Source organism: Streptomyces sp. NBC_01089 (assembly GCF_045162975.1).
Taxonomy (GTDB): domain Bacteria; phylum Actinomycetota; class Actinomycetes; order Streptomycetales; family Streptomycetaceae; genus Streptomyces.
Genome location: NZ_CP108660.1, coordinates 709811 through 724579, shown reverse-complemented (window position 1 = coordinate 724579; position 14769 = coordinate 709811). Strand labels below are relative to the sequence as shown.

12 protein-coding genes are annotated in these 14769 nt (G+C 70.8%); 5 read left to right on the top strand and 7 right to left on the bottom strand.

Annotation, left to right across the window (positions count from 1 at the left end):
• Nucleotides 1–17: 17 nt before the first annotated feature.
• The 4 genes from OG510_RS03300 to OG510_RS03285 form a co-directional block, all read right to left on the bottom strand.
• Nucleotides 18–503: a hypothetical protein gene (locus OG510_RS03300; RefSeq protein WP_406135131.1), complete on the bottom strand. Its 486-nt coding sequence runs from the start codon at nucleotides 501–503 to the stop codon at nucleotides 18–20.
• Nucleotides 504–657: 154 nt separating this feature from the next.
• Nucleotides 658–1194: a sigma-70 family RNA polymerase sigma factor gene (locus tag OG510_RS03295; protein ID WP_406142288.1), complete on the bottom strand. Its 537-nt coding sequence runs from the start codon at nucleotides 1192–1194 to the stop codon at nucleotides 658–660.
• A 220-nt stretch (nucleotides 1195–1414) separates the two neighbouring features.
• Nucleotides 1415–1876 carry a universal stress protein gene (locus OG510_RS03290; RefSeq protein ID WP_164266227.1) on the bottom strand — a complete coding sequence of 154 codons (462 nt, stop codon included), beginning with the start codon at nucleotides 1874–1876 and terminating at the stop codon, nucleotides 1415–1417.
• Nucleotides 1877–1908: 32 nt separating this feature from the next.
• Nucleotides 1909–2676, bottom strand: a complete 768-nt coding sequence (locus OG510_RS03285; RefSeq protein WP_164266228.1) for a DUF4239 domain-containing protein — start codon at nucleotides 2674–2676, stop codon at nucleotides 1909–1911.
• An 896-nt stretch (nucleotides 2677–3572) separates the two neighbouring features.
• On the opposite strand from OG510_RS03285, the gene OG510_RS03280 reads away from it, so the two are divergent.
• The gene (locus OG510_RS03280) at nucleotides 3573–4385 is read left to right on the top strand and encodes an SAM-dependent methyltransferase (RefSeq protein ID WP_406135130.1); all 813 of its coding nucleotides are present in this window, start codon (nucleotides 3573–3575) and stop codon (nucleotides 4383–4385) included.
• Nucleotides 4382–6565, top strand: coding sequence for a putative bifunctional diguanylate cyclase/phosphodiesterase (locus tag OG510_RS03275; protein ID WP_406135129.1), 2184 nt, complete (start codon nucleotides 4382–4384; stop codon nucleotides 6563–6565). Before OG510_RS03280 ends, OG510_RS03275 begins: the two co-directional genes overlap by 4 nt.
• Here OG510_RS03275 and OG510_RS03270 read toward each other — a convergent pair.
• Complete coding sequence (locus OG510_RS03270) at nucleotides 6545–7441, bottom strand: LysR family transcriptional regulator (RefSeq protein ID WP_406135128.1); 897 nt, start codon at nucleotides 7439–7441, stop codon at nucleotides 6545–6547. The genes OG510_RS03275 and OG510_RS03270 overlap by 21 nt on opposite strands.
• 98 nt (nucleotides 7442–7539) lie before the next feature.
• On the opposite strand from OG510_RS03270, the gene OG510_RS03265 reads away from it, so the two are divergent.
• The 3 genes from OG510_RS03265 to OG510_RS03255 are packed head-to-tail and all read left to right on the top strand — an operon-like array spanning nucleotide 7540 to nucleotide 10938.
• Nucleotides 7540–8244, top strand: a complete 705-nt coding sequence (locus tag OG510_RS03265; protein WP_406135127.1) for a succinate dehydrogenase cytochrome b subunit — start codon at nucleotides 7540–7542, stop codon at nucleotides 8242–8244.
• A gap of 1 nt (nucleotide 8245) precedes the next feature.
• On the top strand, nucleotides 8246–10195 hold the full coding sequence (locus tag OG510_RS03260) for a fumarate reductase/succinate dehydrogenase flavoprotein subunit (protein WP_406135126.1): 1950 nt from the start codon (nucleotides 8246–8248) through the stop codon (nucleotides 10193–10195).
• The gene (locus OG510_RS03255) at nucleotides 10192–10938 is read left to right on the top strand and encodes a succinate dehydrogenase/fumarate reductase iron-sulfur subunit (RefSeq protein WP_406135125.1); all 747 of its coding nucleotides are present in this window, start codon (nucleotides 10192–10194) and stop codon (nucleotides 10936–10938) included. Before OG510_RS03260 ends, OG510_RS03255 begins: the two co-directional genes overlap by 4 nt.
• 33 nt (nucleotides 10939–10971) lie before the next feature.
• Here the strand turns inward: OG510_RS03255 and OG510_RS03250 are convergent, their stop codons facing one another.
• Nucleotides 10972–13314, bottom strand: a complete 2343-nt coding sequence (locus OG510_RS03250; RefSeq protein WP_406135124.1) for an ATP-binding cassette domain-containing protein — start codon at nucleotides 13312–13314, stop codon at nucleotides 10972–10974.
• Nucleotides 13315–13393: 79 nt separating this feature from the next.
• Nucleotides 13394–14491 (bottom strand): 3-deoxy-7-phosphoheptulonate synthase, encoded by a 1098-nt coding sequence (locus tag OG510_RS03245; protein ID WP_406135123.1) that lies wholly within the window; start codon nucleotides 14489–14491, stop codon nucleotides 13394–13396.
• Between the last annotated feature and the right edge of the window lie 278 nt (nucleotides 14492–14769).

Genomic DNA, 14769 nt, shown 5'->3' with positions numbered 1-14769 from the left:
CCGCGTGCCTGCGGCTCCTAGAAGAGATGGATCGCCAGATGGCCCAGCGGCAGCCCCAGCTGCCAGGCCGGGGTCCACACCCGGGGCTCGTCGTCCCGGCCGGGCACGGCCCCCGGGGCGACCGCGTCGAGGTCGGCCGCGAACAGCTCGGTGCCTTCAAGCCAGCGCCACGCCGCCAGGGCCAGCGGCAGATCGGGCCCCTGACCGCCCGCCGCCACCAGCGCCGCGATACGGCCGCACACCCACTCACGCCACCGGGCGTCGTACGCGGTGAGCGACAGCCACTCGTCCAGCCTGGCCACCACGCGTGCGCCGCCGACCGGGCCGTCGGAGAGGAAGACGGTCAGCGCCAGCGCGTCCCGCCCCGCCTGGTACTCGATCGTGGTCGGCGGCATGAGGTCGCCGGTACGCAGCAGTTCATCCGCGATGTACTCGGCGTACATCCAGTCCATCGGGACCAGCAGTTCGTCACCACTGGTCCCGTTGGTGCTCTCGGGACGCATCCCGTCTCGCCTCTTCCATTGACTCGGCCGGCCGGTTCTCCGGCACGTCGGCAGGTGCGCCGTCGGACGCTCCCGGGAGCATTGAACCCGTGCCGGATGATCCCCGTGGCCATAAACCCAGGATTCACCGGGCCGTGCCGGGGCCGCGGGATACTCAGGGCGGTCCGTCCGGATAGCCCGGCAGGCTGCGGCCCAGGGCGCGCAGGGCGTAGTGCGAACGGGACTTCACGGTGCCCGCGGGGATCCCGAGTGCCGACGCGGCCTCGTGGACGCTCAGCCCGCGGAAATAGAGCTGCACCAGCACCGCCCGGTGCTCCGGGCTCAGCGTGCGTACGGCTTCCCGGACATCGAGGGCGGCGGCCGACCGCTCGGCGGGATCGCCGTGGGCCGCGGTGGTTTCCAGCAGCCGCTCGCTGACCTCGGCCGGACGGGCCAGCCGGGACCTGCGGGCGTCGATGGCCAGCCGTCTGCCCACCGTGAACAGCCAGGGCCGTATCGACTCGTACGGCTTCTCGAACGCCTCGGGGTGCTGCCAGGCACGCACCAGCGTCTCCTGCAGCAGGTCCTCGGCGCGCTGCCGGTCTCCGTACGTCAGACGCAGCAGGAACCGCAGCAGCGCGCCGCCGTGGCTGCGCTGGAGCTCCAGGAGGTCCCGCTCGTCCGTTCCGCGGCATGTCCGTGTGGAGGTCACCGTCGTATACGAGCGCAGCACGGCGGGAAGGGACAGCGGCCGGGCACGGCTCTGCGGCGAGCGGTTGAACGGTGCGACGAGCGGCACGGTGAGCGGTCGGCCCTCCGCGCGCCGGGGCCCGGCAGGGCGGGCGTGCGGCCTGGGCAGTGCGGCCTCCCGGGCAGTGCGGCTTCACAGACGGGGGGCTTCCCGGGCAGCGCGGCTCCCCGGGCCGTGCGGCCTAGGGGACCACGGTGACCGGCCAGCGGCCGGCCTTGACCAGCCGGATGGCCACCGATCCGACGATCCGGTGGCCGGCCGACTCGGAAGCCCCGACGACCACGGCGTCCGCCTTGAGCTCGTCGGCCGCGGTCACCAGACCGTTGTACGGGTCGCCGCGGAAGGTGTGGAACTCCCAGCGCACGGCGAATATCTCCTTGACCCGCTCGGTCGCGGTCCTGATCTCCGCCACCAGCCCCTCGGCGATCTCTCCGGTGGTGTCTCCGACCGGGGCGCCCATGGACACCCCGGCGGAGAGCACCGGCTGGACGTAGACGATGGCGAGCAGCGCGTTCTGCCGCCGGGCGAGCCCGGCGGCGTACGAGGCGGCCCGCAGCGACGGCTGTGATCCGTCCATCCCGACCACGATCACCTTGGGACCGTCTGTACCGCGTTCGAACTGGTGAGGCTGCTGATCTGTCACGCCGAGAGGTTATCGCTCCGGCGTTCGGGCTCCTATTTGGCCGCGTGCGGGAAGAGATCGAGGAACGGTCCTGCCGTGGCGGAGATGACACCACGGCCGAAGGGCGCGTCGAAGTCCCAGATCAGGAACAGCAGAAAGGCGATCAGCGCGCTGAAGAGCCCGGCCAGCAGCAGTTCCTTCGGGGAGCGCCGGATCTGGAGGGTGAAGATCAGCCCGACGGTGATCACGGCACCGACGATCAGGCCGAACCAGACCACCCCCGGCATCGTCGCCTGCGCGGCCTGCGCCCGTGAGCTGCGGGCGTCGTCGGCCGCCGATACCTGGTCGACGAGGGGCTGGTACGCCTCGCCCTCGTGATCGTTGGCCGGTTTGTAGTCGGTGACGTCCCTCCGTACCTGGCCGAGGAGTTGCGCGCCGCGGTCGGTGAGATCGCCGTGCTCACCCATGTGCTTCCACTCGGTGTCCAGAACGTAACTGACATAGGTCTCCACATCGGTGTGGATGCGCTGGTGGACGGCGGGCGGATAGACGGCCGAGCGGGCGTCGACCTCGTGCAGGGCCTGGGCCTCCATCCGTACGGATTCCTGGGCGGCGCCGCGGCCCTCCCAGACGCCCGCGATGGCCAGACCCAGCACGATCGCGTAGATCACGCCGATCATCATCGTCATGTACTCGATGACGTCCGGGGTCTGTGAAGGGTCGTCGTCATCGGCGATCCGGCGGTTGCTGAGCAGGGTGATGGTCAGGACGACGGCACAGGCGGCCGCCATCGCGATAGTGAGAACAAGCCATTCCGACACGGGTGTCTCCGTCGGTCAGCGGGTGAGATTCAGCGGGAGGAGCGCGGGCGCAGAACGGCCACGGCGAAGACGGCCGGAGCCGTCACCAGAAGCATCAGCGTGACGATGGGCGGCCCGGTGTGCGGCTTCTTGCGCACGGGAGCCTTGTACGCCGGGAGGGCGACGGGCTTCGGTGCGGGCGGCCGCGGGCGTACCGAGGGCTTCGGTGGCGGGGGCGGCTTCGGCCGTGGGGCCGGCGGCGCCGCGCGGTGCTGGACGGGCGGCGGCGGGTGGTACACGGGACGTGGCGGGGGAGGCGGAGGCGGCGGAGGTGGCGGCGGCGGGGGTTTCGGTTTCGGCGGTGGCGGTGGCGGGGGCTTCGGCCTGTGCGTGTGCTCCGCCGTGCAGCTGCCGCTCCCGCCGATGGCGACGGCCGTCCCCGAAAGGATGTGACCCGACTGGGAGATGGAGGCGTAGGAGCAGTCGGCCGCGGCTGCGGGGGCGGGTATCAGCGGGAGCCAGAGGAGGCCCGCCACCGCCAGCAGCCGGCCGGTGAGCGGAACCAGCGTCCGCGGCGATCGGTACATGCCGAGCAGCATGATCCGCCCGGCGCGGCGCCATTCCGGCCTTGTCGCCGATTCGCCGGAAGGGGGGATATCTGTGCCTTTGCGTTTGGCGCGGCCATCTCACGTGTCACCCGCGGGAATTGGCCCGGAGGAGGGTGCCTACGATGGGCTCCGCCACGCTCGCACGGAGCGCGCGGCGGCAGGCCGGAAGCACTTGCCAGCGGCTAGTGACCAATAACGGACCGCCAATTTCCGTTTTTGCTCGCTCTCTTGCCGGGTGGTCAGTAGATTCGGCCCGAACAGTGGCCATGGATATGGCCGGACCGTCGTGCCGACTTGTTGGAGACATTGATGGAGCGTCCTGCCTGGGCCCCGCAGGGCATCGATCTTTCGGTGCCGAGCGTGTCGCGGATCTACGACTACTACTTGGGCGGTTCGCACAATTTCGAGGTGGACCGTGAGGCCGCCCGCAAAGCCATGGAGTTCATGCCGGGACTTCCGAAGGTGATGCAGGCGAACCGGGCCTTCATGCGCCGTGCGGTCAGGTTCGCCGTCGAGCGGGGAATCAACCAGTTTCTCGACATCGGCTCCGGCATCCCGACCTTCGGGAATGTGCACGAGGTCGCCCAGTCCGTCGACCCCGGCTCCCGGGTGGTGTACGTCGACCACGATCCGGTCGCCGTCGCCCACAGCAAGGCCGTGCTCGAAGGCAACGGACTGACCGCCGTGGCCGCCGCCGACCTGCGCAAGCCCCGGGAGATCCTGGACAGCCCCGAGGTCGCGGCCGTCCTCGATCTGGACCGCCCGGTGGCGCTGCTGCTGGTCGCCGTACTCCACTTCATCGAGGACGCCGACGACCCGTACACGGCGGTGGCCGCCCTGCGCGACGCGCTCGCGCCCGGCAGCCTGCTGATCCTCACCCACGCGGCGTACGAGGGCATCCCGGTCCCGCAGGAGCAGGCGGGCGGCGCGGTCGGGGTCTACCGCACCATCCGCAACCCGCTGGTGATGCGCTCGCGCGACGAGGTCGCCCGGTTCTTCGACGGGTACGAGCTCGTGGAGCCCGGGCTGGTCGCGATGCCGGAGTGGCGGCCCGACACCCCGGTCGACCAGGAGGACCCGTACGCCTTCTCGGGTGTCGCGGGCGTGGGGCTCAGGCTGTGAACGTACCGCGGCAGAAGTCCGCGTCGACGGCCGACCAGGACAGCCCCGAGGACAGAGTCGGCCGCTTCGCGACCATCTGGTGCCGGGCCATCTTCCCCTCCACCGCCACCTCGCTGACCAGGCCCGAGTTCGAGCAGCATCTGCTGCCGCTCGCGCGCGGCCTCAGCGACGCGCTGCACGCCTGGCCCTTCGACCCGGCGCCCGCCCACCGGGTCGGCGGCGATCTGGTCGCCGCCCACTGCACCGACCCGGACGCCCTCAGCAGGACCCTCGGGGTGGTCGACTCGTATCTGGTGCTCTACTGCGGCGCGCGGGACGCGGGACTCGACCTGACCGCCGAGGAGTTCCGCAACCGCTGCGCCCGCCTGCAGCACTCCCTGGCCGCCGGTTTCTCCCAGGCGCTGCGCGAGCGCACGCTCGCCGAGCAGGAGGCCATCGCCCGCTCCGCGCTCTCCGCCCGCAGCGCAGCCGAGGAGGCCCTGCACGTCACGGAGACCCGTTTCCGCGCGGTGTTCGAGGACGCGGCCGTCGGTATCGGCATCGCCGACCTGGACGGGAACATCCTGGAGATCAACGGCGCCCTGCTGCGGATGTTCGGCGGCGTCGACCACCATGTGCGCAGCCGCAAGGTCAACGAGTGGGTGCACCCCGACGACGCCCCGCATGTCTGGCGGCTCCATGCCGAGCTGGTGCGCGGCGACCGTGAGCACTACCGGGTCGAGAAGCCTTACTACCGCAACGACGGCACCGTGCTGTGGACCAATCTGACGGTGTCGCTGCTGCGCGACGCGGAGGGCAAGCCGCAGTACCAGCTGGCGCTCATCGAGGACACCACCGAGCGGCGGCTGCTCAATCTGCGGCTGCGGTACGAGGCGACGCACGACGCGCTGACCGGACTGCCCAACCGCACGCTCTTCTTCGAGCGGCTCGAAAAGGCGGTCACCGCACCCGACGCGATGCGCTTCGGCCTCTGCTATCTGGACCTCGACGGCTTCAAGGCGATCAACGACAGCCTCGGGCACTCGGCGGGCGACCGGATGCTGGTCGAGGTCGCCGACCGGCTGCAGAGCTGTGCGACGGCGTCGGGCGAGATGGTGGCCAGGCTCGGCGGCGACGAATTCGTCGCGCTCACCACCGGCTACGAGTCCGCCGACGAGGTCGAGGAGCTGGCCGTACGCATCCTGTCGGTGCTGGCCACCCCCATCCGGATCGACGGCCGTGAGCTGACCGTACGCGGGAGTGTCGGGGTCGTCGAAGGGCTGTCGGGGACGCAGAGCGCGGCCGAGGTGCTGCGCAGCGCCGACATCACGATGTACCGGGCGAAGGCGGCGGGCGGCAACCGCTTCCAGCTGGCCGACGCCGAGGCGGACGCCCGCGCCATCACCCGGCACGGGCTCACCACGGCGCTGCCCGCGGCCCTGGAGCGCGGCGAGTTCTTCATCGAGTACCAGCCGCTGGTGCACCTCGGCGACGGGAGCGTGCACGGCGCGGAGGCGCTGGTGCGCTGGTCGCATCCGCAGCACGGGATACTCGGGCCCGACCGGTTCATCTCGCTCGCCGAGCACACCGGGCTGATCGTGCCGCTCGGCCGCTGGGTCCTCGAGGAGTCCGTACGGCAGGCGCGGGGCTGGCAGCAGCTGCACCCCGCGCACAGCGACGGCGGCCCGCTGCGGATCAATGTGAACCTCTCGCCCACCCAGCTCTACCATCCGGGTCTCGTCGCCGACACGGTCGCGGTCCTGGAGCGCACCGGTCTCGACCCGGGGGCGCTCTGCCTGGAGGTCACCGAGTCGGCGCTGATCGGCGCCGACGACGATCTGCTCAAGCCGCTGCGGCAGCTGGCCGACATGGGGGTGGACATCGCGCTGGACGACTTCGGCACCGGCTACTCCAACCTCGCCAATCTGCGCAGGCTGCCGGTGAGTGTGCTGAAGCTCGACCGGTCGTTCACGCAGTCGATGCAGCAGCACCCGGCCGACCCGGTCGACCTCAAGATCGTCGAGGGGATCGTCGCGCTGGCGCACAGCCTGGAGCTGGCGGTCACCGTCGAGGGCGTGGAGACCGGCGCGCAGGCCGACCAGCTGAAGGAGCTCGGCTGCGACACGGCGCAGGGCTGGTACTACGCGAGGCCGGGCGCACCCGACCGGATTCACACCCTGTCACTGGCCGACGCCGTGTGAGTCGCGCGCGAGCAGGACCTCCTGGAGGACGCGGGCGGCCCGCGGCGGCGCCACGTCGCTGCGGTGCGCCAGCGCGATCGTACGGCGCAGGCCGGGCCGGGCCAGCGGCGTGACCCGCAGCCCGTGCCCGGCCCGTGCCGCGATCATGCTGGGGACGACCGCGATGCCGAGCCCGGACCGTACGAAGCCGAGCACGGCGTCCATCTCGCCGCCCTCGACGGTGAAGTACGGCTCGAACCCCTTGGCGCGACAGGCCGACAGGGTGAGGTCCCGCAGGTCGTAGCCGTGCCGGAACATCACCATCGGCTCGCCCCGCAGATCGGTGATCCGCAGGGGTGAGCGCGGCGGGGCCACGGCCGGCGACGAGACGACGACCAGGTCCTCCTGGAGCAGCTCGATGGTGGTGAGCGCAGGCGACGGCGTGGGCAGCGGGAGGACGACGAGCGCCAGGTCGAGGGTGCCGCGCGCCAGTTCCCTCACGAGGTCGTGGGAGCCGCCCTCCTCGATCATCAGCTGGATGCCGGGGTGCTTGTCGTGGAAGGTGCGCAGGACGTCCGGGAGCAGACCGGTGCAGAGGCTCGGGGTCGCGCCCAGCCTGACCCGGCCGCGTCTCAGCTGGGCCAGCTCCTGCACCTCGTGGCGGGCCGTCTCGGCGTCGGCGAGGATCCGCCGGGCCAGCGGCAGCAGGGTCTCGCCGGCGTCGGTCAGCGTGATGTTGCCCCGGGCCCTGCTGAACAGTTCGGCGCCGAGCTCCTTCTCCAGCGCCCTGATCTGCTGGGAGAGCGAGGGCTGCGCGACATGCAGCTCCTCGGCGGCGCGGGTGAAGTGACGGGTCTCGGCGACGGCCACGAAGTAGCCGAGCTGCTGGAGCTGCATGGCGTCCACCGTAACCCCGCACGATAGCCAGGGGCTATGGATATGAGCTGTTTCATGTCTTGGACCTCTGACCATCCGGGGTCGTAACGTCTTCTGACATGGCACTGGCAACGAAGACGGACCAACGGCCGTCCATGGCGCGCTCGGTCTGGGGCTCGACCGTGGGCAAAAAGACGATCATGGCCGTGAGCGGTCTGATCATGCTGCTGTACCTGGTCGTCCACATGTTCGGAAACCTCAAGATCTTCTTCGGCTCCGGCCAGTTCAACAGCTACGCGCACTGGCTGCGCACCATCGGTGAGCCCTTCCTGCACTACGAGTGGGCGCTGTGGATCATCCGCGTCGTGCTCGTCGCCGCCGTGGTGCTGCACGCGGTCTGTGCCTACCAGCTCAGCCGCCGCGACCAGCGGGCCCGCCCGGTCGCGTACGCACACAAGCGCCCGCGGGCCAGCTACGCCACCCGCACCATGCGCTGGGGCGGCATCATCCTCGCCCTGTTCATCGTGTGGCACCTGCTGGACTTCACCACCCTCACCGTGAACAAGAACGCCCAGCCCGGGCACCCGTACGAGAACGTCGTGGCGACGTTCCACACCTGGTACGGCGACGTCATCTACATCATCGCGATGCTCGCCCTCGGCCTGCACATCAGGCACGGCTTCTGGAGCGCGGCCCAGACGCTCGGCGCCGGAAAAGCCACCCGCGACCGGGTGCTGAAGGGCATCGCCAACATCCTCGCGCTGGTGCTGACGGTGGGCTTCATCTCGGTACCCGTCGCCGTCATGACCGGAGTCGTGAGCTGACATGACCGACTACACGCAGTACACGACCGGCACCCCGGCCGTCGACACCAAGGCCCCGCAGGGACCCGTCGCCGAACGCTGGGACACCCGCCGCTTCGAGGCCAAGCTGGTCAACCCGGCCAACCGCCGCAAGCACACCGTCATCGTCGTCGGCACCGGCCTCGCGGGCGGTTCCGCGGGCGCCACCCTCGCCGAACAGGGCTACCACGTGGTGCAGTTCTGCTACCAGGACTCACCGCGCCGCGCCCACTCCATCGCCGCGCAGGGCGGGATCAACGCCGCCAAGAACTACCGCAACGACGGCGACTCCGTGCACCGGCTCTTCTACGACACCGTCAAGGGCGGCGACTTCAGGTCCCGCGAGTCCAACGTGCACCGGCTCGCCCAGATCTCGGTGGAGATCATCGACCAGTGCGTCGCCCAGGGCGTGCCGTTCGCCCGTGAGTACGGCGGACTCCTCGACACCCGCTCCTTCGGCGGCGTCCAGGTCTCCCGTACCTTCTACGCACGCGGCCAGACCGGGCAGCAGCTGCTCCTCGGCGCCTACCAAGCGCTGTCCCGGCAGATCGCCGCCGGCACCGTCGAGATGCACCCGCGCACCGAGATGCTCGACCTGATCGTCGTCGACGGCAAGGCCCGCGGGATCGTCGCCCGCGACCTGATCACCGGGAAGATCTCCAGCTACTTCGCGGACGCCGTGGTGCTGGCCAGCGGCGGCTACGGCAACGTCTTCTACCTGTCGACGAACGCCATGAACTCCAACGCCACCGCGGCCTGGCGCGCCCACCGGCGCGGCGCCTGGTTCGCCAACCCCTGCTTCACCCAGATCCACCCGACCTGCATCCCGCGCACCGGCGAACACCAGTCGAAGCTCACCCTGATGAGCGAGTCGCTGCGCAACGACGGCCGGATCTGGGTGCCCAAGGCCAAGGGCGACGACCGCCCCGCCAACGAGATCCCCGAGGACGAGCGCGACTACTACCTGGAGCGCACCTACCCGTCGTTCGGCAACCTGGTCCCGCGCGACATCGCCTCGCGCGCCGCGAAGAACGTCTGCGACGAGGGACGCGGTGTCGGCCCCGGCGGCCAGGGCGTCTATCTGGACTTCGCCGACGCGATCAAGCGCATGGGCCGCCGGGCCGTCGAGGAGAAGTACGGCAACCTCTTCGACATGTACGCGCAGATCACCGCGGAGAACCCGTACGAGACACCTATGCGGATCTACCCGGCCGTGCACTACACGATGGGCGGACTCTGGGTCGACTACGACCTGCAGACCACCGTCCCCGGCCTGTTCGCGGTCGGTGAGGCCAACTTCTCCGACCACGGAGCCAACCGGCTCGGCGCCTCCGCGCTGATGCAGGGGCTCGCCGACGGCTACTTCGTCCTGCCGTCCACCATCAACGACTACCTCGCCCGCAACCCGCACCACGAGGAGGTCACCGCCGACCACCCGGCGGTGACCGAGGCCGTCGCCGAGACCGAGGACCGGCTCCATCTGCTGCTCTCGGTCGACGGCGACCGCACCCCCGACTCCTTCCACCGGGAGATCGGTGAACTGATGTGGGAGCTGTGCGGAATGGCCCGTACGGCCGACGGCCTGCGCAAGGCGCTCGACCGGCTGCCGCAGATCCGCGAGGAGTTCTGGCGCCGCATCAAGGTGCCGGGCACCGGCGAGGAGTTCAACCAGTCGCTGGAGCGCGCCAACCGCGTCGTGGACTACCTGGAGCTCGCGGAGCTCATGTGCCTCGACGCCCTGCACCGCGCCGAGTCCTGCGGAGGCCACTTCCGCGAGGAGTCACAGACCCCGGACGGGGAGGCGGCGCGGCGCGACGAGGAGTTCTCGTACGCCGCCGCCTGGGAGTTCACCGCCACCGGTGACGCCCCCGTCCTGCACAAGGAAGACCTGGTCTTCGAGTACGTCCACCCCACTCAGCGGAGCTACGCATGAAGCTCACCCTGCGCGTCTGGCGCCAGCAGAACGCGGCCGCCGCCGGCGCCATGACGACCTACGAAGTCGACGACATCTCACCGGACATGTCGTTCCTGGAGATGCTCGACACCCTCAACGAGGAACTGACGCTCAAGGGCGACCAGCCCGTCGCCTTCGACCACGACTGCCGCGAGGGCATCTGCGGCGCGTGCAGCCTGGTCATCAACGGCGACGCGCACGGCCCGGAGCGCACCACCACCTGCCAGCTGCACATGCGCTCCTTCCGGGACGGCGACACCATCGACGTCGAACCGTGGCGCGCCTCGGCCTTCCCGGTCGTCAAGGACCTCGTGGTGGACCGGTCCGCCTTCGACCGGATCATCCAGTCCGGCGGCTATGTCAGCGTCCCGACCGGCGCGGCACCCGAGGCGCACGCGGCGCCCGTACCGAAGGCGGACGCCGACTACGCCTTCGAGCACGCCGAGTGCATCGGCTGCGGTGCCTGTGTGGCGGCCTGCCCCAACGGCTCGGCGATGCTGTTCACTTCGGCGAAGATCAACCATCTCAATGTGCTGCCGCAGGGGGCTCCCGAGCGGGAGACCCGGGTACTCGACATGGTCGCGCAGATGGACGACGAGGGGTTCGGCGGCTGCACCCTCACCGGGGAGTGCGCCACCGCCTGCCCCAAGGGCATCCCGCTGCCCTCCATCACCGCGATGAACAAGGAGTGGCTGCGGGCCACCCGCAAGGTCAGCCGCTGACCCGGCGGTCGTGCCGCGCGGGGCGGCACACGGTCACGCCCCGCGCAGCGCCCGCGCCAGATACGGCGCGGTCCGGCTGCCGGACGCGGCAGCCACCTCGGCCGGCGGGCCGGCGGCGACGATCCGGCCGCCGTCGCCGCCCCCGCCGGGCCCGAGGTCGATCACCCAGTCGGCCCCGGCCACCACCGCCATGTCGTGCTCGACCACCACCACCGTGTGGCCCGCGTCGACCAGCCCGTGCAACTGCCTCATCAGCACCTCGACATCGGCCGGATGCAGCCCGGTGGTCGGCTCGTCCAGGACGTACAGGGTGTGCGCTCCGCGGGCGCGCTGCAGCTCGCTCGCCAGCTTGATGCGCTGCGCCTCACCGCCCGACAGCTCGGTCGCGGGCTGTCCGAGCCGCAGATAGCCGAGCCCCACGTCGAGCAGGGTCCGCAGACTGCGCGCCGCGGGCGGCGAACCGGCGAAGAAATCGGCGGCCGCCTCCACCGTCAGATCGAGTACCTCCGCAATGGAGAGCCCCCGGTGCCTGATCTCCAGCGTCCGCGGGTTGTAGCGCGCGCCGTGGCAGTCCGGGCACGGCGTGTACGTACTGGGCAGGAACAGCAGCTCGACGGAGACGAACCCCTCGCCCTGGCAGGTCTCGCACCGCCCGCCCGGCACATTGAAGGAGAACCGCCCGGCCCGGTAGCCGCGGGCCCGCGCCTCGTCGGTGGCGCTGAACAGCTTCCGTACGGTGTCGAACAGACCGGTGTACGTGGCCAGGTTGGACCGGGGAGTACGGCCGATCGGCTTCTGGTCGACCGTCACCAGCCTTTGTACGCCGGGGAGTTCCTCGGTGATCTCGCTGACCAGGGTGGACTTCCCCGAGCCCGATACCCCGGTCACCGCAGTGAGCAAACCGAGCGGGACCACGGCCCGCAGGGCGTCGAGATTGTGCCGGGTCACCGGCCCGATCTCCAGCAGCCCGGCCGGCTCCCGCACCGCGCGCTCCGGAGCCGCCGACCGGTCGAAGAGATAGTGCCGGGTCACCGAATCGGCCACGTCCGCGAGGCGTTCGGGCGGCCCGCTGTGCAGCACCCGGCCGCCGTGCTCGCCCGCTTCGGGCCCCACATCGACCAGCCAGTCCGCACGGCGTACGACATCCAGCTGGTGCTCGACCACGAAGACGGAGTTGCCGCTCTCCCCGAGCCGGTCGAGCACCACCAGGAGCGCCTCGGTGTCCGCCGGGTGCAGACCCGCCGACGGCTCGTCCAGCACATACACGACGCCGAAGAGCCCCGACCTCAACTGGGTGGCGAGGCGCAGCCGTTGCAGTTCGCCGGAGGAAAGACTCGGGGTGCTGCGGTCCAGGCTCAGATAGCCGAGACCCAGTTCGGTGACGACGGCGATACGGGCCAGCAGGTCGGCGGTCAGCACCTTCGCCGTCTCGCTGCCGTCGTGCCCGGCCAGCACCCCGGCGAGGCCGGACAGCGGGAGCGCGGCGAGTTCGGCGATCGTACGGCCGGCGAAGGTCACCGCGAGCGACTCGGGGCGCAGCCGGTGACCCCCGCACACCGGACACGGGGCGCTCGACAGGAAGCGCTCGGCCCTGGCGCGCAGCGACTGGCTCTTCGAGTCCGCGAAGGTGTGCAGCACATAGCGCTGGGCGCTCATGTACGTGCCCTGGTAGGGGCGGTGGATCCGTCCCGCGTCCCGCACCGGGTGCACGGTCACCACCGGCTGCTCGTCGGTGAAGAGGATCCAGTCGCGGTCACGCTGCGGCAGTTCGTGCCACGGCCGGTCGACGTCGTGGCCGAGCGCGTCGAGCACATCGCGGAGGTTCTTGCCCTGCCAGGCCCCGGGCCAGGCGGCGATGGCGCCCTCCCTGATCGAGAGCGAGGGATCGGGCACCAGCAGCGCCTCACTGGTCCTGTGCACCCGCCCCAGGCCGTGACACTCCGGACAGGCGCCGGCCGCCGTGTTCGGTGAGAACGCGTCGGAGTCGAGCCGGTCCGCGCCCGCCGGATAGTCGCCCGCCCGCGAGAGGAGCATCCGCAGCGAGTTCGAGAGCGTGGTGACCGTCCCGACCGAGGACCGGGACGTGGGCGCCGACCTGCGCTGTTCGAGGGAGACCGCGGGCGGCAGACCGCTGATCGAGCCGACCTTCGGCGCGCCCACCTGGTGGATGAGACGCCGGGCGTACGGGGCGACCGACTCGAAGTAGCGCCGCTGGGCCTCCGCGTAGATCGTGCCGAAGGCCAGCGACGACTTGCCCGAGCCCGAGACCCCCGTGAACACCACCAGGCAGTCGCGGGGGATGTCCACGTCGACGCCACGCAGATTGTGCTCGCGGGCGCCACGGACACGGACATACGGGTCATGAGGGCTTTGCATACCGGAATTCTAGAGCCGCGGCACCGGACGGCGGCCACCTGGCGCGGCCACCCGGCGCGGCCACCTGGCGCGGCCGCCGTCAGCGGCCGGCCCCGCGCCGCCGCACGACGGCCGCTGCCAGCTCGCCGATCAGCCGCTCGGTCTCCTCCCAGCCGACGCAGGCGTCGGTCACGCTGCGGCCGTACGTCAGGGTGCTGAGCGGGCCCGGCTCCTGGCGGCCCTCCAGGAGGAAGCTCTCCAGCATCAGCCCCGCGATGCCCTGCTCGCCCGCCGCCACCCGGCCGGCGATCTCCCGTACGACCTCCGCCTGGCGGACCGGGTCCTTGCCGCTGTTGGCGTGGCTCGCGTCGATGATCAGCCGGCCCGGCATGTTCGCCTTGTCCAGCAGCGCGAGTGCGTCGCTGACGTCCTGCGGGCCGTAGTTGGGCCCGCCGCGGCCACCGCGCAGGATCACATGGCAGTCCGGGTTGCCGGACGTCGAGACGACCGAGCCGTGGCCCTCACCGTCGACCCCGAAGAACACATGGCTGCCCGCAGCCGTCCGGCAGCCGTCGATCGCGGGCTGGACGTCGCCGTCCGTCGCGTTCTTGAAGCCGACCGGCATCGACACACCGGACGCGAGCTGGCGGTGCACCTGGCTCTCCGGTGTCCTGGCGCCGATCGCACCCCAGGTCACCGCGTCCGCGATGTACTGCGGGCCGGTCGGCTCCAGGAACTCGCAGCCGACGGGCAGCCCGGTGCCGAGCACGTCCAGCAGGACCTGGCGGGCGGTGCGCAGCCCCCGCTCCACATCGTGTGAGCCGTCCAGTCCGGGGTCGTTGATGAGGCCCTTCCAGCCGAGTGTGGTCCGGGGCTTCTCGAAGTAGACCCGCATGACGACGCAGAGTTCACCGCTGAGCGGGGCGACGGCCGCCGCGAGCCGCCTGGCGTAGTCCAGTGCCGCCGCCGGGTCGTGGACGGAGCAGGGGCCGACGACGAGCAGGAGTCTGTCGTCGTCGCCGCTGAGCACGGACCGCACGGCCTGCCTGCTGTCGTGGACCAGTGCCATGCGCCCGGCGTCCAGGGGGAGTTCACCGCGCAGGGCCGACGGCGCGACGAGACGCTGGAAGCCGGTGACGCGCAGATCGCCGGTGTCGGACGGGCCGGATGTGCTGGTGGTGGGGGAGGGGGTGTTCATGGGGCTTCCCGTTCTGCTGCGGCGGGAGGCCCTGTGCGTGGAGTGCCACGCCGTCCGGTACCAGCCCGCCTGTACGACGAAAGGCAGAGACGGTGCGTCTCTGCCTTGCTGGCTCCGGGTGATCGGTCGGTCAGCGCAAGTGACCTCCGGCTCCACCCGGAGCCGGCTCATAGCGCTGATACCAACGGATCACTGACATGCGGAAACCGTAGCAGAGCCGGAGCGGCCACCAGGACGGGGAGCCTCCGCTTGATAGGCAACCAAATGGTTGCGTATCC

Bases quoted from the DNA above. Each gene is read 5' to 3' on its own strand.
- OG510_RS03300 (WP_406135131.1), bottom strand. From the start codon at position 503: ATGCGTCCCGAGAGCACCAACGGGACCAGTGGTGACGAACTGCTGGTC.
- OG510_RS03280 (WP_406135130.1), top strand. From the start codon at position 3,573: ATGGAGCGTCCTGCCTGGGCCCCGCAGGGCATCGATCTTTCGGTGCCG.
- OG510_RS03270 (WP_406135128.1), bottom strand. From the start codon at position 7,441: ATGCAGCTCCAGCAGCTCGGCTACTTCGTGGCCGTCGCCGAGACCCGT.
- OG510_RS03265 (WP_406135127.1), top strand. From the start codon at position 7,540: ATGGCACTGGCAACGAAGACGGACCAACGGCCGTCCATGGCGCGCTCG.
- OG510_RS03260 (WP_406135126.1), top strand. From the start codon at position 8,246: ATGACCGACTACACGCAGTACACGACCGGCACCCCGGCCGTCGACACC.
- OG510_RS03255 (WP_406135125.1), top strand. From the start codon at position 10,192: ATGAAGCTCACCCTGCGCGTCTGGCGCCAGCAGAACGCGGCCGCCGCC.
- OG510_RS03250 (WP_406135124.1), bottom strand. From the start codon at position 13,314: ATGCAAAGCCCTCATGACCCGTATGTCCGTGTCCGTGGCGCCCGCGAG.
- OG510_RS03245 (WP_406135123.1), bottom strand. From the start codon at position 14,491: ATGAACACCCCCTCCCCCACCACCAGCACATCCGGCCCGTCCGACACC.